Raw genomic sequence first — 20,606 nt, 5'->3', positions numbered from 1 at the left:
TCGCGTTGATGACGGTCGCCGGGGTGGCGCTCGATGCCCTCTTGGGCGAGCCGCGCAAGCACCATCCGCTGGTGGCTTTCGGCCGTCTGGCCAATCGCATCGAGACACGCTTCAACCGCGCCGGGCGTGGCTGGCGCAGCCACGGCGTCACCGCCTGGTTCCTGGCTGTGGTGCCCTTGACCCTGCTGGCCACGGTGCTGTCCTGGCTGCCGCTGGTGGGCTGGCTGGTCGAGATTTTTGCGCTGTACCTTGCGCTGGGCATGCGCAGCCTGGGTGAGCACGTGATGCCCGTGGCCCAGGCGCTGCGCAGCGACGACCTGGACGCTGCGCGTCAGCGGGTCGGCTACCTGGTCAGCCGCCAGACCGAAGCGCTCGACGCCGAAGCGGTGGCCCGCGCCGGTACCGAATCGGTGCTGGAAAACGGCAGTGACGCCGTGTTCGCGGCCATCTTCTGGTTCGTCGTGGCCGGCGCCCCTGGTGTCGTTCTCTACCGGCTGAGCAATACGCTGGACGCCATGTGGGGCTATCGCAACGAACGTTTCGAACGCTTTGGCTGGGCCGCGGCGCGAATCGACGACGTGCTCAACTACATTCCGGCGCGCCTGGTCGCGCTCACCTACGCAGTCCTGGGCAAGACCCGCCTGGCCCTGCGTTGCTGGCGGCAACAGGCGCCGAAATGGGACAGCCCCAATGCCGGCCCGGTGATGGCGGCAGGCGCCGGCGCGCTCGGTGTGCAACTCGGTGGCCCGGCGATCTACCACGGCGAACTGCATGAGCGTGCCGTGCTGGGCGAAGGCGCGCCGGCCGATGCCGACGCCATCGAGCGCGGTTGGAACCTGGTCCGGCACGGCGTCTGGCTATGGCTGCTGGTACTGTGCCTGGGAGGCTTGATCGATGCTTGAACACGGAGGGCGCTTGCGCCAGGCAGTGCTCGATTACGGCATTGCCGAAGCGGACTGGGTCGACCTGTCCACCGGTATCGCCCCCTGGGCGTTCCCCATTCCCGACATCGCGCCCCGCGCCTGGGCCCGGCTGCCGGAAAACGACGACGGCCTGGAAGACGCTGCACGCGGCTATTACGGCTTCCAGCACGTGCTGCCGGTGCCGGGTTCGCAGGCGGCGATTCAGACACTGCCACGCCTGCGTCGCAGCGGTCGGGTAGGGGTGCTGTCGCCGTGTTACGCCGAACACGCCGAAGGCTGGCGCCAGGCTGGGCATGTGGTGCGGGAAATCAACGAGGAGGAAGTCGAGCACTTCATCGACAGCCTCGACGTGCTGGTCGTGGTCAATCCGAACAACCCGACCGGGCGGGTGCTGTCCACCGAGCGGCTGCTGGCCTGGAACGCCCGGTTGAACTGTCGCGGCGGCTGGCTGGTGGTCGACGAGGCCTTCATGGACAACACGCCGCAGGGCAGTCTGGCAAGGCACGGTGTTCAGCCCGGACTGATCGTGCTGCGCTCGTTCGGCAAGTTCTTCGGCCTGGCGGGCGTGCGCCTGGGCTTCGTTCTGGGCGAGCCGCGCCTGCTGCGGTCGCTGGCCGAGCTGATCGGGCCCTGGGCCGTCAGCGGTCCGACACGACGATTGGGCCAGGCGTGCCTGCTAGACGAGGCTGCACAGCGTGCCCAGATTGCCCGCTGCGCGCAGGCCAGTGAGCGCCTGCTGCGGTGCCTGCAACATCACGGCCTGGCGCCTCAGGGCGGCTGCGCGCTGTTCCAGTCGGTATCGTGCGCGCAGGCCGAGCACCTGCAGGGGTTTCTGGCCCAGCGTGGCATCCTGGTGAGGCTGTTCAAACAGGACAGCCGCCTGCGCTTCGGCCTGCCCGCCGACGAGGGTGACTGGGCGCGACTCGAAGCTGCCCTGAGCGACTATCGGGAGCACCTGGCATGAGCACATTGATGGTCCAGGGCACGACGTCCGATGCCGGCAAAAGCACCCTGGTCACCGCGCTGTGCCGCTGGCTGACCCGCCAGGGCGTCGCCGTGGTGCCGTTCAAGCCGCAGAACATGGCGCTCAACAGCGCGGTGACCGCCGACGGCGGCGAGATCGGTCGCGCCCAGGCCGTGCAGGCCCAGGCCGCGTACCTTGAGCCGCACACCGACATGAACCCGGTGTTGCTCAAGCCCAACAGCGACACCGGTGCCCAGGTGATCATTCACGGCCGTGCCGTGACCACCATGAACGCGGTCGCCTATCACGACTACAAGGCCATCGCCATGCAGGCGGTACTGGCGTCGCACCAGCGTTTGAACGACACGTACGATGTGGTGATGGTCGAAGGCGCCGGGTCGCCGGCCGAGATCAACCTGCGCGCCGGCGACATCGCCAACATGGGCTTTGCCGAAGCGGTCGACTGCCCGGTGCTGCTGATCGCCGACATCAACCGTGGCGGCGTCTTCGCCCATCTGGTCGGCACCCTGGAATTGCTCTCGCCCACTGAACAGGCGCGAGTGCAGGGCTTCATCATCAATCGCTTTCGCGGCGACATCGCCTTGCTCCAACCTGGCCTGGATTGGCTGGAAGCCCGCACTGGCAAGCCGGTGATCGGTGTGCTGCCCTACGTCATGGACCTGCACCTGGAAGCCGAAGACGGCTTGGATCGGCGTCAGTCGGGCAAGGCCGACACCGTGCTCAAGGTGATCGTGCCGGTGCTGCCACGCATCAGCAACCACACCGATTTCGATCCGCTGCGCCTGCACCCGCAGGTCGACCTGCAGTTCATCGGCGCAGGTGACGATATCCCCCCGGCTGACCTGATCATCCTGCCCGGCTCCAAGAGCGTGCGCGCCGATCTGGCCCACCTGAGGGCCCAGGGTTGGGAAGAGGCGATCAACCGCCACCTGCGTTACGGCGGCAAGGTGCTGGGGATCTGCGGCGGCCTGCAGATGCTCGGCACGCGCATCGATGACCCCTTGGGACTCGAAGGCGCCGCCGGTTCCAGTGCAGGCCTGGGCCTGCTGGAGTTCACCACCCAATTGCATGCGGAAAAACAGTTGCGCAACGTCACTGGCCAACTGAGCCTCGAACAGGCCGCTGTCAGCGGCTACGAGATTCACGCCGGCGTCACCGTCGGCGCGGCGCTCGAGCGTCCGGCCGTGCAGCTCAGTGATGGTCGGCGCGACGGCGCGATCAGCGCGGACGGGCAGATCCTGGGCACGTACCTGCATGGACTGTTCGAAGCGCCGCAGTCGTCCGTGGCACTGCTGCGCTGGGCGGGGCTCGCCGACGTGCAATCGGTGGACTACCACGCGCTGCGTGAAGCGGACATCGAACGCCTGGCCGATCTGGTCGAGCGGCATCTGGACACCGCTCGCCTGCGTGAACTGTGTAGCCTGCCTGGCGGGAGTGTTTGACATGCTGCAACTGATTCTGGGTGGCGCCCGCTCGGGCAAGAGCCGCCTGGCCGAACGCCTGGCCGCCGACAGCCAGCTCAAGGTGATCTACATCGCGACCAGCCAACCGCTGGACGGCGAGCTCGACCAGCGTGTGGCTTTGCACCGTGCACGTCGTCCCGATCACTGGGGGCTGGTGGAAGAGCCCTTGGCCCTGGCACAGGTGCTGCGCAGCCAGGCGCGGGCTGATCGCTGTCTGCTGGTCGATTGCCTGACCCTGTGGTTGACCAACCTGCTCATGCTCGACGATGCACAGCGTCTGAACGCAGAGCGCGAGGCGCTGCTTGAAACCTTATCCAGCCTGCCGGGTGAGATCCTCTTCGTCAGCAACGAAACCGGCCTGGGTGTGGTGCCCTTGGGCGAGCTGACCCGGCGCTTCGTCGACGAGGCCGGCCTGCTGCACCAGGCGTTGGCCGAACGTTGCGAGCGAGTGGTGTTCACGGTGGCCGGCCTCCCCATGATACTGAAAGGACCTGCGTTATGAACTCAGCCTGGTGGCTGCAAACTGCCCGTGCACCCGATGCGAACATTCATCGCCAAGCGCTGGAGCGTCAGCAGCAGTTGACCAAGCCAGCCGGCTCGCTGGGCGCGCTCGAGCAGATCGCCGTGCAACTGGCGGTGCTGCAAGGTCGACTCAAACCTTCGGTCGAACAGGTCTGGATCGCGGTGTTCGCTGCCGATCACGGCATCGTCGCCGAGGGTGTCTCACCCTATCCGCAGGAAGTCACCGCGCAGATGGTGCACAACTTCGTCAATGGTGGGGCGGCCATCAGCGTATTGGCCCGTCGCCTGGCGGCGCGCCTGGAAGTCGTGGACCTGGGGACCGCCACGCCACTCAACGACTTGCCCGGCGTGCAGCATGTACGCATCGCCGCCGGTACGCGCAATTTCATCGAAGCTCCAGCGATGAGCTTCGAGCAAGGCCTGCAGGCACTGCAGGCCGGTCGCGACAGCGTGTTGCGAGCCAAGGCCGGCGGCAGCGAACTGTTCATCGGCGGTGAAATGGGCATCGGCAACACGACGTCCGCCACCGCCCTGGCCTGTGCGTCCCTGGGGTGCGCGGTGGCCGAACTGGCGGGGCCGGGCACGGGCCTGGACGCTGTCGGTGTGGCGCACAAGGTGCAGGTCATCGAACGGGCCTTGCAGGTTCACGCCGACCTGCCCGACGAGCCTTTGCAACGCTTGTTCTGCTTCGGCGGCTTCGAAGTCGCCGCGCTGGTCGGCGCCTACCTGGCCTGTGCTCAGGAGGGCATTGCGGTCCTGGTCGACGGCTTCATCTGCAGCGTCGCTGCGCTGGTGGCGGTGCAGTTGAATCCGTCCATTCGGCCTTGGCTGCTGTTCGCGCACAACGGCGCCGAGCCGGGCCATCGTCACGTACTTGCGGCGCTCGACGGGCAACCGTTGTTGCAGCTTGGCTTGCGTCTGGGTGAGGGCAGCGGTGCGGCACTGGCGGTGCCGCTGTTGCGCCTGGCGTGCGACCTGCACGGGCAGATGGCGACCTTCGCCGAAGCCGCCGTGGCGGATCGCCCGGCATGACCCTGCACCTGGACCTGCTGCGCCATGGCGAAACCGAGATCGGCGGCTTTCGCGGCAGCCTCGACGATGCCCTGACCGAACGCGGCTGGGCGCAGTTGCATGCGGCAATCGCCGAGCGCTCCGGCTGGGACCGGATCGTCAGCTCGCCACTGCAGCGCTGCGCACGCTTTGCCCAGGTGCTGGCCGAACAACGCGGGCTGCCGCTGAGCGTCGACGCCGGTTTGCAAGAGCTGCACTTCGGTGCCTGGGAAGGGCTGAGTGCAGCGCAGTTGATGCAGACCGATGAAGCCGGCCTGGGCCTGTTCTGGAACGATCCCTATGCGTTCACGCCGCCCGACGGCGAGCCCATGCTGGATTTCTCCGCGCGCATCCATGCCGCGTTGAGCAGGCTGCACCTGCAGTATCCGGGCGAGCGGTTGCTGCTGGTGGTGCACGGTGGAGTCATGCGCCTGCTGCTGGCCGAAGCGCGCGGGCTGCCACGCGAACAGCTGCTCCAGGTCGAGGTCGGCCACGGTGCCTTGTTCAGCGTGACGATGGCGGCCGACGGCCGCTTGAGCGAGCGGTCCTGAGCATGCTGCCCTTCTGGATCGCCCTGCAGTTTCTAAGCAGTCTGCCAGTGCGCTTGCCTGGCATGCCCAGTGCCCAGGCGTCGGGCCGTTCGCTGTTGTTCTATCCGGCCGTGGGGTTGCTGTTTGGCGCACTCTTGTGGGCTGCCAACGCTCTGCTCGCTGGAACGCCGATACTTCTGCATGCGGCGTTGCTGCTGACGCTGTGGGTGGTGCTCAGCGGCGGTCTGCACCTGGACGGGCTGGCGGACAGCGCCGATGCCTGGCTGGGTGGATTCGGCGACCGCGAACGCACCTTGCTGATCATGAAAGACCCGCGCAGCGGACCCATGGCCGTGGTCACCCTGGTGCTGGTGCTGCTGGTCAAGTTCTGCGCGCTGCTGGCCTTGCTCGAACAGGGCCAGCAGGCCGCTCTGGTCTTGGCTCCGGTGCTGGCGCGAGCCGCCATGCTCGGCCTGTTCATGAGCACGCCGTACGTGCGTGCCGGTGGGCTGGGCCAGGCGTTGGCCGACCACTTGCCACGCCGTGCCGGGCGTTGGGTATTGGGCGCTGTCGCGCTCGCCAGTCTAGGGTTCTGTGGGGTCTGGATCAGCCTGTTAATGCTGGTGGGCTTTTGGGTATTGCGGCGCCAGATGATCCGGCGCCTGGGTGGCACCACGGGTGACACCGCCGGTGCCATGCTCGAATTGCTTGAACTGCTGGTGCTGCTCGCCGCCGCGCTATAGATATCACCGTTCATGGCCGTGCACGAGATGCTGCCTGTCGGCGCTGAACAGGCATACAATCGGGCAGCCTGTCCCTTCCTGCCCGGAGCACACAATAATGACATCGGTATGGCGTACCAGCGGCTGGGTGCTGCTCGGCGCAGCGTTGATCCTCGCCCTGTCCTTGGGCATTCGTCACGGCTTCGGCTTGTTTCTGGCGCCCATGAGCGCAGAATTCGGTTGGGGGCGAGGCGTGTTCGCCCTGGCCATTGCCCTGCAGAACCTGATCTGGGGACTGGCCCAGCCCTTCGCCGGCGCCTTGGCTGACCGCTTCGGCGCCGGGCGAGTGGTGGCGCTGGGTGGCGTGCTCTATGCGGTCGGCCTGGGCTGCATGGGCCTGGCCGATTCCGAGCTGAGCCTGACTCTCAGCGCAGGTCTGCTGATCGGTCTGGGGCTTTCCGGTACGTCCTTCTCGGTGATTCTGGGGGTGGTCGGGCGAGCCCTGCCAGCCGAGCACCGCAGCATGGGCATGGGCATCGCCAGCGCCGCCGGCTCGTTTGGTCAGTTCGCGATGCTGCCAGGCACCCTCGGCCTCATCAGTTGGCTGGGTTGGTCCGCAGCCTTGCTGGTGATGGGCGTGCTGGTAGCGTTCATCGTGCCGCTGGTGCGCTTGCTCAAGGACCGACCATTGCCGAGCCAGGGTCCTGAGCAGACCCTGGGCCAGGCGCTGCGCGAAGCCTGCAGTCACTCGGGCTTCTGGCTGTTGGCGCTGGGCTTTTTCGTCTGTGGTTTCCAGGTGGTGTTCATCGGCGTGCACCTGCCTTCCTATCTGGTCGATCAGCACCTTCCCGCGAGCGTGGGCACCACCGTGCTCGCGCTCATCGGCCTGTTCAACATTGTCGGCACCTACACCGCCGGCTGGCTGGGCGGTCGCATGTCCAAGCCGCGCTTGCTCACCGCGTTGTACCTGCTGCGCGCCGTGGTGATCGTGCTATTTCTGTGGTTCCCGGTGACGACCTTCAGCGCCTGCCTGTTCGGCATGGCGATGGGCTTGCTCTGGCTGTCCACGGTTCCATTGACCAATGGCACGGTGGCGACCCTGTTCGGCGTGCGCAACCTGTCGATGCTCGGTGGCATCGTGTTTCTCTTTCACCAGTTGGGAGCGTTTCTCGGCGGCTGGCTGGGCGGCCTGGTGTACGACCAGACCGGCAGCTATGACCTGGTCTGGCAGTTGTCGATTGCCCTGAGCCTGCTTGCAGGAGCGCTCAATTGGCCGGTGCGCGAGCGGCCTGTTGCACGGCTGCAAGCGCAGGGTGCGACAGCATGAACAGGTTGCGAAGTCTGCAACTGGCTGTGGTGGCTGTGCTGCTGGGGCTATTGGGGCTGGCGTGGTGGGGCTGGCAGCAGGGCGGTCTGGCCTTGCTGCAGCTGAACATGAGCCTGTGCTGAGCCTGAACATGAAAAAGCCCCGAACCTGTCGGGGCTTTTGCGGTGAACCGATCGATCAGAAGCGATAGGTCACGGAAGTGCCGAAGCCATGTGCGCTGTTCTCGTACTTGGCCTGGTAGGCACCCTTGGTGGCGCTGACCAGATTGATCTTCGTGTCTTCTTCCTTCAGGTAGGAATAGGCGAAGTCGAAGGTCAGGTCGTCGGTCGGGCTCCAGCCAGCACCAAAGCTGAGAATGGCGCGGTCACCCGTCGGGATGCGTGGCGAGCGGTTGGTGTTGTTGGTCGGCGACTGGTCGACCGAGAACCCTGTGCGCAGCGTCCACTGCTTGTTCAGCTTATAGGCGGCGCCCACGGCATGGGACCAGGTGTCATGCCAGTTCTGCTCTTCGGTGATGGTGCCGATCGAGGGACGCAGCAGTGCAGGCACGCCGTCGTTCTCGACCGAAATTTCCTTCAGGCGACTCCAGCGGGTCCAGGTGCTGCCTGCGTACAGGGTCCAGTCCTGGTTGAGCTCGTGGGTGACCGAGAAGTCCACCGACTCAGGCGTGTCGATGTCCAGCGAGGCGTCGTACTTGCTGCCGTTGAACGGCCCGAAACCTGAGCCCTCGACCTTGGTATGGCCATCGAGCTTGTACTTGACCTTGGAGTGGTAGGTCAGGCCCAGGCGGGTGTCGTCAGTGGCCTGCACGAGCACGCCGACGTTGAAGCCCACGGCGGTGTCGTCGCCCTTGATCTTGACTTCACCGTCGTTGCGGCCGGGTGTGGCACGGTTCAGCGTGGCCGATGTCAGCTCGCCTTCGAGGCGGTTGATGGTCGGGCCGAAGCCGATCGAAACGCGGTCGTTGAAGGCATAGCTGATGGTGGGCTGCAGGGTGACGACGGCCACATGGCTCTTGTCAGCCCAGTAGCGGCCAGCGAACCCGCTTTCATAGTCGGTGACCAGGCCGAACGGGGCGTAGAGGCCCAAACCGACCGTCCAGTTGTCATCCAGCGGCTTGACGTAGTAGCCCATCGGAACGCCAACGAACGGCACCATGTCGCCGTCGTTGCTGCCGCCGAAGGTCCCGCGTCCGCTGAGGTCGGTCTTGGCGACGATGGCTGCGGCCCCGACGCTGACCTGTTCACGCTTGATACGCGACATGCCGGCCGGGTTGCCATAGACGGTGCTGGCGTCTTCGGCGGATGACGAGCGCCCGGCGAAGCCGGTGCCCATGCCGCTGATGCTTTGTTCGTTGAGGGCGAAGCCGGCAGCGAAGAGTTGGCCGGATGCCAGAGTGACAGCGAGGCCGAGAGTGGTCTTGAGCATTAGTCTTTTCATTGTTTTAACTCTAGGGGGGCACTGAGGCGCAAGCTACCAACATTTTGATCGCAACGCTATAGCCTGAAACACTCCGGCTAGAGCGGTTTTGTAGGACAATCCGACCAGATTTCGCGAGCGTTCAAATCCGTTCTGCATGCTGCCTGTGCCTGTGGTGCCCGTGTTGCGGGCACGAACGGGCATCTGGCAGGTCAGGTCGAGCCGTCTAGACCGGTCACTTGGGGTTGCATTCAGGAAAAAAGAACTGACGTCAGAATTACGCCGGACCCGACCTTCGGTTCCACAAAGGGTTCAATCCAAGACAGGTGTGCGGTAACTTGTGTTTACAGTTGGTCGTCACAAATGGCCGCAATGCCATGCGCCGAAGGTCAAATCCCGGGCAAGAAAAAGCCCCGGATGTCGGGGCTTTTCGTGCGTCGCCGCGGCGATCAGGCAACCAGTGCCTGACGCGTGCGTTCGATCACGGCCTGCAACGGTTCTGCACTGGAATACTGTTCCGGGTACAGACGCTCGCTGTGACGGGCAATGCCGTGTTCGTTGACGATGGTGAAGCTGAAGCAGCCTTTGCGCGCTGCCATGATCAGGCAGTTCATCGGAGCGAAGGCGTGGGTGAGGGTGCGGATAGCATCCTGGGTCTGGATATGAGTCATGTTGTTGTGTGTTCCTGCAATGGTCACGACTTGGAGCCGTGATCGATAAAAACGTTCCAGTGACGCGGGCCTTTTGGCCGGGCGAAGAACCTGTCTGGAACAAGACAGCCAGTGAACAGCGCCGCTTTGATATGGCTGTTGGACTGACTGGTAGGTACTTAGGAGGGCAGGCAACATTCCGGGCTGAGGTTCATGGCCCTGGAAGCAGATCCTGATCAATCGTAGGTTGGTCGGGGCAGAGTAATTCGCTTGATGCCGGACTTGTTCGCAAGTCGGGGGGCGTTACCTGGAGACCATCATGTTGGTCGATCCCGTGTGAACAGGGTGGTCGACCTGAATTGACTTTCAGCTTGGTACTAACGGGTCGAAGACTATCGCAGCCGGCGCAGGGTACGCAAGCTCTTTCGCAAAAAAATGCACTATGGCACCGATGCAGATGCAAACGAAGCGTTAAGGGCCTTCTGTGTACGAAGATGTGTCTGCAGGGCCTGCCAAGCGCTCCTGGATCATGGCTACTCGTTATCAGTCGCTTAAGTCAATGAAAAAAAACGTCTTTTCGAGTTGGTGAAAAAATCGACAGTTTGACTTCAGGCCCCATTCCATACGGGTTTGCGAGGGGCGGGGGGGTGTTGTCCACTGACTTATCCACAGCTTCTGTGGATTGTCCCGACGGCCCGCTCTAGCACGGGATCAGCTCGCCTGGCAGCAAGAACATTTACCGTGAACGCCTAAACCCTGGCGAGATACCGCCGATAACGTGCACATGACCCTGATGCCGGTGCCCTATGTTCAACAATAAACTCAAACAGCAACTCAGCGCCCAGGCCGACGAACTGGTGGAGCTGCGCCAACTGGTCGCCGGCATGACGAATGAAATGCTCAGCCTCGACATCGATACGTCGCTGCGCATCATCGCCTGCAATGAATTGTTCGCCACCACCCTGGGCTATACCGAGGCGCAGCTGGTGGGCCGGTTGATGACCGAGCTGGTTCCCAGTTACGTGACCAAGCTGCCTTGCTACAACAACTTCCGCTCGGCGGTGGCAGCGGGTACGTCGGTGTCCGACAACTATCGCTACCTCAAGGCCGATGGCAGCCTGGTCTGGGTCAACGCCCACTGGAAACCCATCAGAAACGCGGCGGGTGTGCTCATGCACATCAAGTGCTTTGCAACCGATGTCACCCAGAGCATGGAGAAGGCCGCGGAAAACGCCTCGTTCATCGACGCCTTGCTGCGGTCCACGGCGGTCATCGAATTCGATCTGAAAGGCAACGTGCTGTCGGCCAACGATCAGTTCATGCGCGGCATGGGCTATACCCTGGCGCAGGTGCAAGGCAAACACCATCGCATGTTTTGCCACAGCGAGGATGCCAACGCTCCCAGCTACGGCGAGTTCTGGGCGAGCCTCAACCGCGGCGAGTTCATGGCCGGACGCTTCAAGCGCCTGGACAGCATGGGTCGCACCATCTGGCTGGAAGCGACCTACAACCCGGTCTACGACACCGAAGGCAAGCTCTACAAGGTGGTCAAGTTTGCCACTGTGGTCACCGATCAGGTCGAGCGCGAAGCGGAAGTCAACCAGGCGGCGCAGACTGCCTATGATATCTCGCGCAGTACCGACACCAGCGCCCAACGGGGCGCGGTGGTGGTGACCGATACAGTGCAGACCATGCGCAAGATCGCCGACGACATGCAGTCGGCGGCAAGCGGTGTGGAGGCGCTGGGCAAGCAGTCGCTGCTGATCAGTTCGATCATCCAGACCATCAGCAGCATCGCGCAACAGACCAACCTGCTGGCCTTGAACGCCGCCATCGAAGCGGCCCGTGCCGGCGAGCAGGGGCGTGGGTTCGCCGTGGTGGCCGATGAAGTCCGGCAGTTGGCGGGGCGCACCAGCACCGCGACCGACGAGATCGCCGCGGTGGTTCAGCAGAACCAGGCGCTGGTCGATGGCACGGTACGCGACATGGCCAACAGCAGGCTGCAGGCCGAGCAGGGCGTTCAACTGGCCGGGCAGGCCGGTGACGTGATCGTCGAAATCCAGGATGGGGCAAAAAAGGTGGTGGAGGCGGTCGCTCGTTTCACCAACCTCTGACGGCCTGTACGGCGCCTTCGCGACGGTTGTATTAGAATGGGCGACGTTCATTCAGCGAAGGTAATCGATATGACAGTCCAGACCGAAACCGCTCTGCTGGCGGGTGGCTGCTTCTGGGGCATGCAGGACCTGATTCGTCGTTATCCAGGCGTCCTGAAAACGCGGGTCGGGTACAGCGGGGGCGATGTGCCCAACGCCACCTACCGCAACCATGGCACTCACGCTGAAGCCATCGAGATCGTTTTCGATCCCAGCGTGATCAGCTACCGCCAGATCCTCGAGTTTTTCTTCCAGATTCATGACCCGTCCACTGCCAACCGCCAAGGCAACGACCTGGGCCTGAGCTACCGTTCGGCAATCTTCTACACCAGTGAAGAACAACAACGTGTGGCGCTGGAGACCATCGCCGATGTCGACGCCTCGGATCTGTGGCCCGGCAAGGTCGTGACCGAACTGGCCCCGGCGGGTGATTTCTGGGAAGCCGAGCCCGAGCATCAGGACTACCTGGAGCGTATTCCCAACGGCTATACCTGCCATTTCATACGGCCGAACTGGAAGCTTCCTGCGCGCGGCTGAGCGGTACATCTCCAAAGTTAGACACATCCAGACATAATTCCCCGACCTTGGTGCGTGCCAGGGCGGGGCGTTTGTTGTCGCAAGCCTCTTCGATGTTCTCCCTCCCTATGTAGACCGCAGCCGCTGTGCTCTTCAGGCCTTGTACCGGCTATCTCTTCGCGAGTTTCCCAGCCTGTTTCCGTTATCAGTAGCGAGCTTCGACTGCAAACGCGTGCGTATGGCATGCGCGAATTCATGTCAGCTGACATGAATTACCATTTACATTTTTTTTACATTTGCATAGCCTTGCCGCGCTTCCGCATTCAACGCGGTTTCGCACACAAGTTTGCGAGGTCTCCTACAGCCCGCATTCGAGTCTTCGCCCGGGGGGGGCAGACCGCCTTGTGTGGGTTCCTGAGGTCATGCCATGAATCAATTTCCGTTGCGCCCCATTGCGCTCTGCATTTCTTTGTCCATCGCCGGCCTGGCCCAGGCAGCACCCATCGCGGCGAATTCGCCTGCACAGCCATTGGCTGAAGCACCGACGGACACTGCTGCAAGCGGTGCGGCCATCGAGCTGGGCGCGACAGCGGTGTCGGCCACCAGCAGTTCCATTGCCGGCACGAGCACCACTGAGCACTCCGGTTCCTACACTACCGGCAGCATGAGCACCGCGACCAAGCTGCCGCTGTCGATCCGTGAAACGCCACAGTCGGTCAGCGTCATCACGCGCCAGCGCATCGAAGATCAAGGGCTGAACGACGTCAACGACGTGGTCAAGTACGCACCTGGCGTCACCCTGCGAAAGTTCGGCGGCGACCGTCAGCAGTTCCTGGCGCGTGGCTTCACCATCGACAACCTCATGTACGACGGCTTGCCGACCATCCTCAGCACGTTCACTCAGGACACGTTAGCTGAGGCTGACCTGGCGATATATGACCACGTTGAGGTTGTACGGGGAGCGACCGGCTTGATGACCGGCTCCGGCAGTCCCTCGGCCACGCTGAACCTGGTGCGCAAGCGTCCGACAGCCACTCCGCAGGTGAGCATCACGACCAGCGCCGGCAGTTGGGATCGTTATCGCACAGAGGTGGATGCATCGAACAAGCTGAATGACTCCGGTACCGTTCGCGGTCGAGTGGTGGCGGCTTATCAGGATGACAAGAGCTTTATCGATGAGCGCGACAAGCAGCGCCAGACCTTCTACGGTGTCCTTGAAGCTGATCTGAGCGACTCGACCACGTGGACCATCGGCGCGTCGAAACAGCGCGACGATGCCACCTCGGACTGGGGCAGCCTGCCGTCCGGCTACAACGGTGAATATCTCGGCCTGCCGCGCTCGACCTTTCTCAGCGGCGACTGGGCCTACTGGGATCGCGACAACGTCAGCGTTTTCACCGACCTGACCCATCGTTTCGACAATGGTTGGAACGCCCGTCTGGCCGGCTCGAAGATCTGGGCCGAGTCCAACACGTTCTCCAATTACCTGAGCTTTCCCTATCCCTACCTGGGCTCGGGCTACGAGCAAGGCGCCGGTCAGTACGACACCACCGATACCCAGACCAACCTGGACGGCTCGCTGTCCGGCCCGTTCCAGCTGTTTGGTCGCGAGCACGAATTGAGTGTCGGGGTGAGCCATCGCCAGGAGAAGTTCGACCAGACCGGTGGTTACTGGGCTGGGTATCCAGTGGATCCCTACAACATTCGTCCCGAGCTGGTGCCCAAGCCTTCAAGGGCCGATCGGTCTCCCTATGCCAGCAAGAATACGGCCACCGAAGACGCTGCCTACGCCGTTGCGCGTTTCAATCCGATCGATCCCCTGCACATCATCGTCGGCAGTCGGTTGAGCTGGTATGACTACGATAACCGGACCGGTCCAGGCGACTACAAGGTGACTCAGGAAGTCACGCCATACGCGGGCGTGATCTACGACCTCAATGACACCTACTCGGTGTATGCGAGTTATACCGAAATCTTCAAACCACAGACCGAGCAGGACAGTGGCGGCTCGGTACTGGATCCGATGACCGGCAAGAGCTATGAGATCGGACTCAAGGGCGAGTACTTCGACGGAGCCTTGAACGCTTCCTTCGCATTGTTCGACATGACTCAGGAGAAGCGGGCCTACCTGCTCACCAACCAGAACGCATCCAATTGCGCGACGTTTCCTGCGACCAGTTGCTACGGTTCGGCCGGCGAAGTACGCAGCCGCGGCATCGACACGGAAATCACCGGCGCGCTTACGCCGAACTGGCAATTCTCGGCTGCCTATACGCTCATCCTCAGTCAATACGTCAAGGATGCTGTCGAGCGGAACGAGGGCCGCAAGTTCGCGCCCGATCAGCCCAAGCATCTGTTCAAGGCCGCCACCAGTTACAACTTCGAGGGTAACCTGAACAAATTGCGCATTGGTGCGGATGTCATCGCCCAGAGCGATACCTTCAATCGGGTCGGCAGTGGCTATGCCACTCAGGATTCGTATGCTGTGGTTGGTTTGATGGCGGGCTATCAGTTCGACGAGCACTGGGACGGTCGCGTCAATTTCAACAACGTTTTCGATGAGAAGTACTGGCAGGGCATACCGACAGGCTCGGGGAGCGGTACCTATGGCGATCCGCGCAACGTGATGTTCTCGTTGAAGTGGTCCCTGTAGAGACGATTGCCCTCATGGGCCTGAAATAGGCCCATGGTTTGGATGCCGGTGCTTCAAGCGCAATCCGGGACATTCGTGAAAACACTCCTCATCATCGGCATCGGTGCCGGTCATCCCGAACACATCACTGTCCAGGCCGCCCGTGCGCTTGGGCGGGTCGATGTGTTCTTCCTGTTGGACAAGGGCGAGCACAAGGGCAAGCTCAATGCCCTGCGTCGCGACATTCTGGAACGTCACACAACGCCTGGCGCCTATCGAGTGGTCGAGGTGCTTCAGCCCGAGCGTCCGGCTGGGTCGGATTATCGGGCGTCGGTGGATGTTCTGAACACACGCAAGCGCGCGGTCTTCGAGCAACTGCTGGACGACGAAGTGGCTGATGGCGAGTGCGCCGGGGTGCTGGTGTGGGGCGATCCGTCGCTGTACGACAGCACGCTGCGCATCGTCGAGGCGATTGCTGCCGACGGGGCGCGGGCGCTGGACTATGAAGTGTTTCCGGGCGTGACCAGCGTTCAGGCGCTGACGGCGGCGCACCGGATCACTCTCAACAGCATTGCCGGCGCGGTGCAGATCACCACGGGGCGGCGTCTGGCGGCGGGGATGCCGGATGGGGTCGATACGGTGGTGGTGATGCTCGATGCGCAGGACGGCTTCCTGGCCTTGCTTGGGGAGAACCTGGACATCTATTGGGGCGCGTATGTGGGAACCGAGGATGAAGTGCTGCTGAGCGGATGGCTCGATGACGTGGCCGACACTATCGTTCAGGCGCGGCAGGCGGCGCGGCGTCGGCATGGGTGGATCATGGACAGTTATCTGCTCAGGCGGCGTACCTGACACTCCGCGGCGCAGCCGGACGCGGCTCGCGCCGCTGCTACAGGGGTTGTGTTGTGGGCGGTGGGTGCGAGGGGGCTGTAGCAGCGGTGCAAGCCGCGTCGGCGGACGAGGTGATCTCTCTGATACCCCGCGGTGCAGCTGGACGCGGCTCGCGCCGCTGCTACAGGGATTTTGCGTTGCGCAGGCTTGTATTACCCCTACGTCAAGGTCACCATCAGCGCACCCTGCGTTCCGCTGTGAGCCGATATGCCGACCCAGCCTCCCGAACACCCTCGCGATCCCTGCGCGCCTGACGAGCCGAACGCTCCCGATACGGCCGAGCGCTTGCAGTTGGCCCTCGACACCGGGGCGATCGTGGGCACCTGGGTGTGGGATGTCGCAGCCGACCACTTCAGTGCTGACGACCGCTTCGCTCGCACCTTCGGCCTGTCCGCCAAGGTCTGCGCACAAGGCCTGCCGCTGGAAGAGGCCATGGCCAGCGTTCATCCGCAGGATCGGCCCCGGGTCGAGGCGGCCGTGTTCGAGACGCTCGGCAACGGCGGTCATTACCGCTGCGAGTATCGAGTGCTGCAGAGTGATGGCAGCTACCGCTGGATCGAAGCCAACGGCCATGTGGAATTCGACGCAGCCGGCCGGCCGCAGCGCTTTCCCGGTGTTCTGCTGGACATTCAGAAGCGCCGCGCCGCCGAGGCTGAACGCGATCGCATGACCCACCTGCTGCGCACCTTCACCGCTGCCGTGCCGGGTGTGGTCTACGCCAAGGATCGCCAGGGGCGAATGCTGGTGGCCAACCGCGGCACCAGCGAACTCATCGGCAAACCGCCCGAGCAGTACATCGGCCGCACCGACCTGGAGTTTCTGGAAGACAAGGTCCAGGCCAGGGTGATCATGGAGACCGACCGGCGCATCATGGAAGGCCGCCACACCCAGGAAGTGGAAGAAGAAGTGCGCCTTCCCGACGGCACGGCGGCGACCTGGCTGTCGCTCAAGACGCCCCTGGTGGACGAGGACGGCGAAGTCATCGGCTTGATCGGCTCGTCCATCGACGTCACGGCACGCAAGAAGGCCGAGGCTGCCGTCATGGAGCTGAACCAGACCCTCGAAGAGCGCGTGCGCATCGCCATCGCCGAACGGGAAAAGGCCGAGGCGGCGCTGCATCAGGCGCAGAAGATGGAGGCTGTGGGTCAACTGACCGGCGGCATCGCCCACGACTTCAACAACCTGTTGGCGGGCCTGTCCGGAAGCCTGGAGTTGATGCACATGCGCCTCAAGCAGGGGCGTATGGATGATCTGGAACGCTACCTGAACGTGGCCCAAGGCGCGGTCAAGCGCGCCGCGTCGCTGACCCATCGCCTGCTGGCGTTCTCCCGTCGCCAGACCCTGGCGCCGGTACCGACCGACGTCAACGCGCTGATTCGTGGCCTGGAAGAGTTGGTGCGGCGTTCGGTTGGACCGGCCATCGAAGTGAGTGTGCGCGATACCCCCGCGTTGTGGACCGCCCTGATCGATCCGACGCAGCTGGAAAACGCGTTGCTCAACCTGTGCATCAACGCTCGCGACGCCATGCCTGCGGGTGGCCGCATCACCATCGAAACCGCGAACCGGTGGTTGCCCTACAGTGACGAATACAATCACGAGGTGCAGGCTGGCGAGTACCTGGCGCTACACGTCACCGACAACGGCTCGGGGATGACCGATGAAGTGATGGCCAAGGTGTTCGAGCCGTTCTTCACCACCAAACCGGTCGGCGAGGGCACCGGCCTTGGCTTGTCCATGATCTACGGATTCGCCCGGCAATCCGGCGGACTGGTGAAGATCCAGTCGCAGCCAGGCCACGGCACTACGGTCAGCCTGTACCTGCCCAGGCATTGTGCCGGCATGGACGTCGCGCCCGTGGATGCCGGTCATGCACCGATCGAAACGGGGGGGGCCGGCGAGACGGTGCTGGTGGTCGACGACGAGGCATCGGTGCGCGACGCCGTGGCCGAGTTGCTGGAAAGTCTGGGCTATGTGGTCCTGCAGGCCGCAGACAGCGCTCAGGGGCGCGACCTGCTGCAGTCGACGGTGCGCATCGATCTGCTCGTGACGGACGTGGGCCTGCCGGGCGGCCTGAATGGCCGGCAGATGGCAGAGCTGGGGCGGGTGACTCGACCCGGACTGCCTGTGCTGTACATCACCGGCTATGCGCAGAACCTGACACTGGACAAGTGCCATCTGCAGCCGTGCACCGAGGTGCTGACCAAGCCGTTTGCGCTGGAAGCGTTGAGCGAGCGGGTGCGCACCCTGATCACCCAGCGTCAGCCTTGAAACCGGTTCTGCAGACATTAAAAAGCCCCGCCATGGCGGGGCTGCACACTACCAGCAGGCTCATCGGGTCAATCTGGCATTCAGGATCGCGTCGCGCACCAGCGGACGGCAGGCTTCGACAAAAGCGATCAACTGACTGGCCGGGATCGAGCCCAATGCACTGACAGGGGTGTGGCGGATGGTGTTATATTCCTGCGCTGACATGGCGGATACCTCTCAAGGGTTTCATTCGATGTGTCACCCGAGCCGCCGGGACTCTCACCTCCCGGTGGCTCTCTTTTACTTGGTTCGCCAGGCACGCAAAAGCGTTCAATATTTAAGATGGTCAGTCGCCGTACGGTATGTTAGGCCCTCGCTGATCTTCCCTTCGCCATATCAATTCAACGCTGCACGAACACCAGCGCCTTGAGGCCACTGGCCGGATCGATGTCGGCAAATTCCGGCGGGTTGTCCAGGCGTCGCTCCAGACGCAGGCCCGGCGCCTCGCGACGCAATTCCTCGACGAGAAACTCCGGGCCCAGCGCCGGATCGTTCATGCAGGCCAGTACCACACCCGATTCGCTGAGCAGTTCCGGCAGGCGACGCAGCACCCGCTGGTAATCCTTGGTCAGCAGAAAGCTGTCTTTCTGGAACGACGGCGGGTCGATGATGACCATGTCGTATGGGCCGTCCCTGCAGACTCGCGCCCAGGACTTGAACAGATCGTGCCCCAGGAAACTGACCTTGCCCAGGTCGTGACCATTGAGGTGATGGTTCTCACGTCCCCGGCTCAGGGCGGCGCGCGACATGTCCAGGTTCACCACATGGGCGGCGCCACCGGCGATCGCGGCCACGGAGAACCCACAGGTGTAGGCGAACAGGTTGAGCACCCGTCGGCCCTGGGCATTCTCCCGTACCCAGTCGCGGCCGTAGCGCATGTCCAGAAACAGCCCGTTGTTCTGCTTGCGCCCCAGGTCGATGCGGTACTGCAGACCGTTTTCGGTCAGGATCGCCTGCTCTTGCGCCTCGCCGACCAGCCATTGCACGTCGCTGCTGGGTAGGTAGCGGTGTTGCAGGGCAAGGCTGCGCGCGCCGCTGCTGGCCCACTCCGGCGAGTCGCCCAGTTGAACCAGTAGATGTTGCAAGGCGGTCAGTTGCTCGGGCGGCGGCTCCTTGAACAGCGACACCAGCACGATGCCCTGCAGCCAATCGACCGTCAGTTGCTCAAGCCCTGGCCAGCGCCGTCCGCGGCCGTGAAACAGCCGGCGGGTTTCCAGCGGTGGCTGCGTGAGGGCCTGAAGCAGGTGTTGGTGCAAGGTGGCGAGGGCGTCGGCGTTCATGGTTCAAATCACGGCTGCAAAGGGCCGGCATTCTACGTCAGCTCAGGTACTTTTCGAACCAGCCCAGAGTACGCTCCCAGGCCAGGTCGGCTGCGGCCTTGTCGTAGCGAGGGGTGGAATCGTTGTGAAAGCCATGGTTGGCGCCGGGGTAGATGTAGGCCTCGTAGGTCTTGCCGGCGGCCTTGAGCGCCGCTTCGTAGGCCGGCCAGCCCTCGTTGATGCGTGTGTCCAGCTCGCCGAAATGCAGGAGCAGGGGTGCCTTGATCTTCGGCACATCCTTGGCATCGGCCTGGCGACCATAGAAGGGCACCGCGCAGGCCAGCTCCGGATAGGCCACCGCCGCGGCATTGGAGACGCCACCGCCATAGCAGAAGCCGGTCATGCCGACCTTGCCGGTGCTGCCCTCATGCTGCATCAGCCATGGAATTGCGGCGAAGAAGTCGTTCATCAACTTGGTCGGGTCGACTTTCTCCTGCAAGGCTCGGCCCTTGTCGTCGTTGCCGGGGTAGCCGCCGACCGAGCTCAGCCCGTCGGGCGCCAGCGCCATGTAGCCAGCCTTGGCGACCCGTCGCGCGACGTCTTCGATATAGGGGTTCAGGCCACGGTTTTCGTGCACCACCACCACGCCGGGGACCTTGCCGGTCGCCTGGGCCGGCCGCACCAGATAGCCACGCACCTGGCCGTGACCGTTCGGCGACGGGTAGGTGACGTACTCGGCAATGATCTGCGGGTCGGTGAATTCCACCTGCTGGGCCAGCGCGTAATTAGGGCTCAGGCTGGCCAGCAATGCGCCCGCGGTCAGCCCACCGAAAGTGAACAACGCGGCGCGGTCGAGAAACTCGCGGCGGTTGATCTTGCCGTGAGCGTAGAAGTCGTACAGCTCGAGCAGCTCGGGGGAGAAGTCTTTGGCACTGAGGCGATCCATCGGGTACTCCTGTCGCAGGACACTGGACGGTAAGGGTTGCACTCATTAAAGCAGCGTTTTGCCACCCGGCCACCGCTTCATGCGTCAGCGCCGATGCATCAGCTTCCAGTGATCTGCAACCTGGCCCATGGTCTTGGCCTCGCCACTCTTGAGCCAGGCCATGAAAGCGCGGTCGAAATGAAAGCTGGGGCCGCAGGCCTCGGTGAGGAAGCGCCGCACGTTCTGCGTGTTGCGATAGCCTCGGTCCAACGGGGTGTAACGAGTGATGGGCGCGCTGTGCCAGTCGAAGTTCATGAATCGCTATCCTTGGC

General features: G+C 63.5%; 20 protein-coding genes and 1 pseudogene. 15 read left to right on the top strand and 6 right to left on the bottom strand.

What is annotated here, in order from left to right; all coding sequences use genetic code 11:
• Positions 1-8 precede the first annotated feature (8 nt).
• The 9 genes from cbiB to B2V21_RS20760 all read left to right on the top strand — a co-directional run bounded on the left by cbiB (position 9) and on the right by B2V21_RS20760 (position 7,644).
• Positions 9-902, top strand: a complete 894-nt coding sequence (cbiB, locus tag B2V21_RS20800; protein ID WP_376787096.1) for an adenosylcobinamide-phosphate synthase CbiB — start codon at positions 9-11, stop codon at positions 900-902.
• Positions 895-1,887 carry a threonine-phosphate decarboxylase CobD gene (gene cobD, locus B2V21_RS20795; RefSeq protein WP_286917903.1) on the top strand — a complete coding sequence of 331 codons (993 nt, stop codon included), beginning with the start codon at positions 895-897 and terminating at the stop codon, positions 1,885-1,887. Before cbiB ends, cobD begins: the two co-directional genes overlap by 8 nt.
• Positions 1,884-3,350, top strand: a complete 1,467-nt coding sequence (locus tag B2V21_RS20790; protein ID WP_286917902.1) for a cobyric acid synthase — start codon at positions 1,884-1,886, stop codon at positions 3,348-3,350. The genes cobD and B2V21_RS20790 overlap by 4 nt, the downstream gene beginning before the upstream one ends.
• A 1-nt stretch (position 3,351) precedes the next feature.
• The gene (gene cobU / locus B2V21_RS20785; protein WP_286917901.1) at positions 3,352-3,873 is read left to right on the top strand and encodes a bifunctional adenosylcobinamide kinase/adenosylcobinamide-phosphate guanylyltransferase; all 522 of its coding nucleotides are present in this window, start codon (positions 3,352-3,354) and stop codon (positions 3,871-3,873) included.
• Positions 3,870-4,925 (top strand): nicotinate-nucleotide--dimethylbenzimidazole phosphoribosyltransferase, encoded by a 1,056-nt coding sequence (gene cobT / locus B2V21_RS20780; protein WP_286917900.1) that lies wholly within the window; start codon positions 3,870-3,872, stop codon positions 4,923-4,925. Before cobU ends, cobT begins: the two co-directional genes overlap by 4 nt.
• Positions 4,922-5,494, top strand: a complete 573-nt coding sequence (gene cobC / locus B2V21_RS20775) for an alpha-ribazole phosphatase family protein (RefSeq protein ID WP_049859074.1) — start codon at positions 4,922-4,924, stop codon at positions 5,492-5,494. Before cobT ends, cobC begins: the two co-directional genes overlap by 4 nt.
• A 2-nt stretch (positions 5,495-5,496) precedes the next feature.
• On the top strand, positions 5,497-6,216 hold the full coding sequence (locus tag B2V21_RS20770; protein WP_286917899.1) for an adenosylcobinamide-GDP ribazoletransferase: 720 nt from the start codon (positions 5,497-5,499) through the stop codon (positions 6,214-6,216).
• Between the two features lie 97 nt (positions 6,217-6,313).
• The gene (locus B2V21_RS20765; protein WP_122741812.1) at positions 6,314-7,522 is read left to right on the top strand and encodes an MFS transporter; all 1,209 of its coding nucleotides are present in this window, start codon (positions 6,314-6,316) and stop codon (positions 7,520-7,522) included.
• The gene (locus tag B2V21_RS20760; protein ID WP_269082549.1) at positions 7,519-7,644 is read left to right on the top strand and encodes a hypothetical protein; all 126 of its coding nucleotides are present in this window, start codon (positions 7,519-7,521) and stop codon (positions 7,642-7,644) included. The genes B2V21_RS20765 and B2V21_RS20760 overlap by 4 nt, the downstream gene beginning before the upstream one ends.
• Positions 7,645-7,699: 55 nt before the next feature.
• Here B2V21_RS20760 and B2V21_RS20755 read toward each other — a convergent pair whose 3' ends face one another.
• Together B2V21_RS20755 and B2V21_RS20750 are read right to left on the bottom strand one after the other, a co-directional pair.
• Entirely contained in the window at positions 7,700-8,962 is a 1,263-nt protein-coding gene (locus B2V21_RS20755; protein WP_056843121.1) for an OmpP1/FadL family transporter, read from the bottom strand.
• Positions 8,963-9,390: 428 nt separating this feature from the next.
• On the bottom strand, positions 9,391-9,612 hold the full coding sequence (locus B2V21_RS20750) for a hypothetical protein (RefSeq protein ID WP_049859078.1): 222 nt from the start codon (positions 9,610-9,612) through the stop codon (positions 9,391-9,393).
• 785 nt (positions 9,613-10,397) lie between these two features.
• On the opposite strand from B2V21_RS20750, the pseudogene B2V21_RS21690 reads away from it, so the two are divergent.
• The 6 genes and pseudogenes from B2V21_RS21690 to B2V21_RS20725 form a co-directional block, all read left to right on the top strand.
• Positions 10,398-11,174: pseudogene (locus B2V21_RS21690) on the top strand (PAS domain-containing protein); the annotation flags it as partial.
• Positions 11,154-11,705 carry a methyl-accepting chemotaxis protein gene (locus B2V21_RS21685; protein ID WP_269083344.1) on the top strand — a complete coding sequence of 184 codons (552 nt, stop codon included), beginning with the start codon at positions 11,154-11,156 and terminating at the stop codon, positions 11,703-11,705. The pseudogene B2V21_RS21690 and the gene B2V21_RS21685, both read left to right, overlap by 21 nt.
• A 69-nt stretch (positions 11,706-11,774) precedes the next feature.
• Positions 11,775-12,281 carry a peptide-methionine (S)-S-oxide reductase MsrA gene (gene msrA / locus B2V21_RS20740; protein WP_286917898.1) on the top strand — a complete coding sequence of 169 codons (507 nt, stop codon included), beginning with the start codon at positions 11,775-11,777 and terminating at the stop codon, positions 12,279-12,281.
• A gap of 406 nt (positions 12,282-12,687) precedes the next feature.
• On the top strand, positions 12,688-14,913 hold the full coding sequence (locus B2V21_RS20735) for a TonB-dependent siderophore receptor (protein ID WP_286917897.1): 2,226 nt from the start codon (positions 12,688-12,690) through the stop codon (positions 14,911-14,913).
• Between the two features lie 75 nt (positions 14,914-14,988).
• Positions 14,989-15,744 (top strand): precorrin-6A synthase (deacetylating), encoded by a 756-nt coding sequence (cobF, locus tag B2V21_RS20730; protein WP_286917896.1) that lies wholly within the window; start codon positions 14,989-14,991, stop codon positions 15,742-15,744.
• Between the two features lie 246 nt (positions 15,745-15,990).
• Positions 15,991-18,051, top strand: coding sequence for a hybrid sensor histidine kinase/response regulator (locus tag B2V21_RS20725; RefSeq protein WP_286917895.1), 2,061 nt, complete (start codon positions 15,991-15,993; stop codon positions 18,049-18,051).
• A gap of 60 nt (positions 18,052-18,111) precedes the next feature.
• On the opposite strand, the gene B2V21_RS20720 is transcribed toward B2V21_RS20725, so the two are convergent.
• The 4 genes from B2V21_RS20720 to B2V21_RS20705 all read right to left on the bottom strand — a co-directional run bounded on the left by B2V21_RS20720 (position 18,112) and on the right by B2V21_RS20705 (position 20,589).
• Positions 18,112-18,255, bottom strand: coding sequence for a hypothetical protein (locus B2V21_RS20720; protein WP_156463138.1), 144 nt, complete (start codon positions 18,253-18,255; stop codon positions 18,112-18,114).
• A 176-nt stretch (positions 18,256-18,431) separates the two neighbouring features.
• Complete coding sequence (locus B2V21_RS20715) at positions 18,432-19,370, bottom strand: class I SAM-dependent methyltransferase (protein ID WP_286917894.1); 939 nt, start codon at positions 19,368-19,370, stop codon at positions 18,432-18,434.
• Positions 19,371-19,407: 37 nt separating this feature from the next.
• A complete protein-coding gene (gene yghX, locus B2V21_RS20710; RefSeq protein WP_056843113.1) occupies positions 19,408-20,295 on the bottom strand; it encodes a YghX family hydrolase in 888 nt (295 codons plus the stop codon).
• 84 nt (positions 20,296-20,379) lie between these two features.
• Positions 20,380-20,589 carry a DUF6434 domain-containing protein gene (locus B2V21_RS20705; RefSeq protein WP_043188013.1) on the bottom strand — a complete coding sequence of 70 codons (210 nt, stop codon included), beginning with the start codon at positions 20,587-20,589 and terminating at the stop codon, positions 20,380-20,382.
• Positions 20,590-20,606 lie beyond the last annotated feature (17 nt).

It is taken from the genome of Pseudomonas sp. UBA6276 (genome assembly GCF_002438365.1).
GTDB classification, from domain to species: Bacteria; Pseudomonadota; Gammaproteobacteria; order Pseudomonadales; family Pseudomonadaceae; genus Aquipseudomonas; species Aquipseudomonas coleopterorum.
Note: the sequence above shows the minus strand (reverse complement) of the source record. Positions and strands in the feature narration are given on the sequence as shown.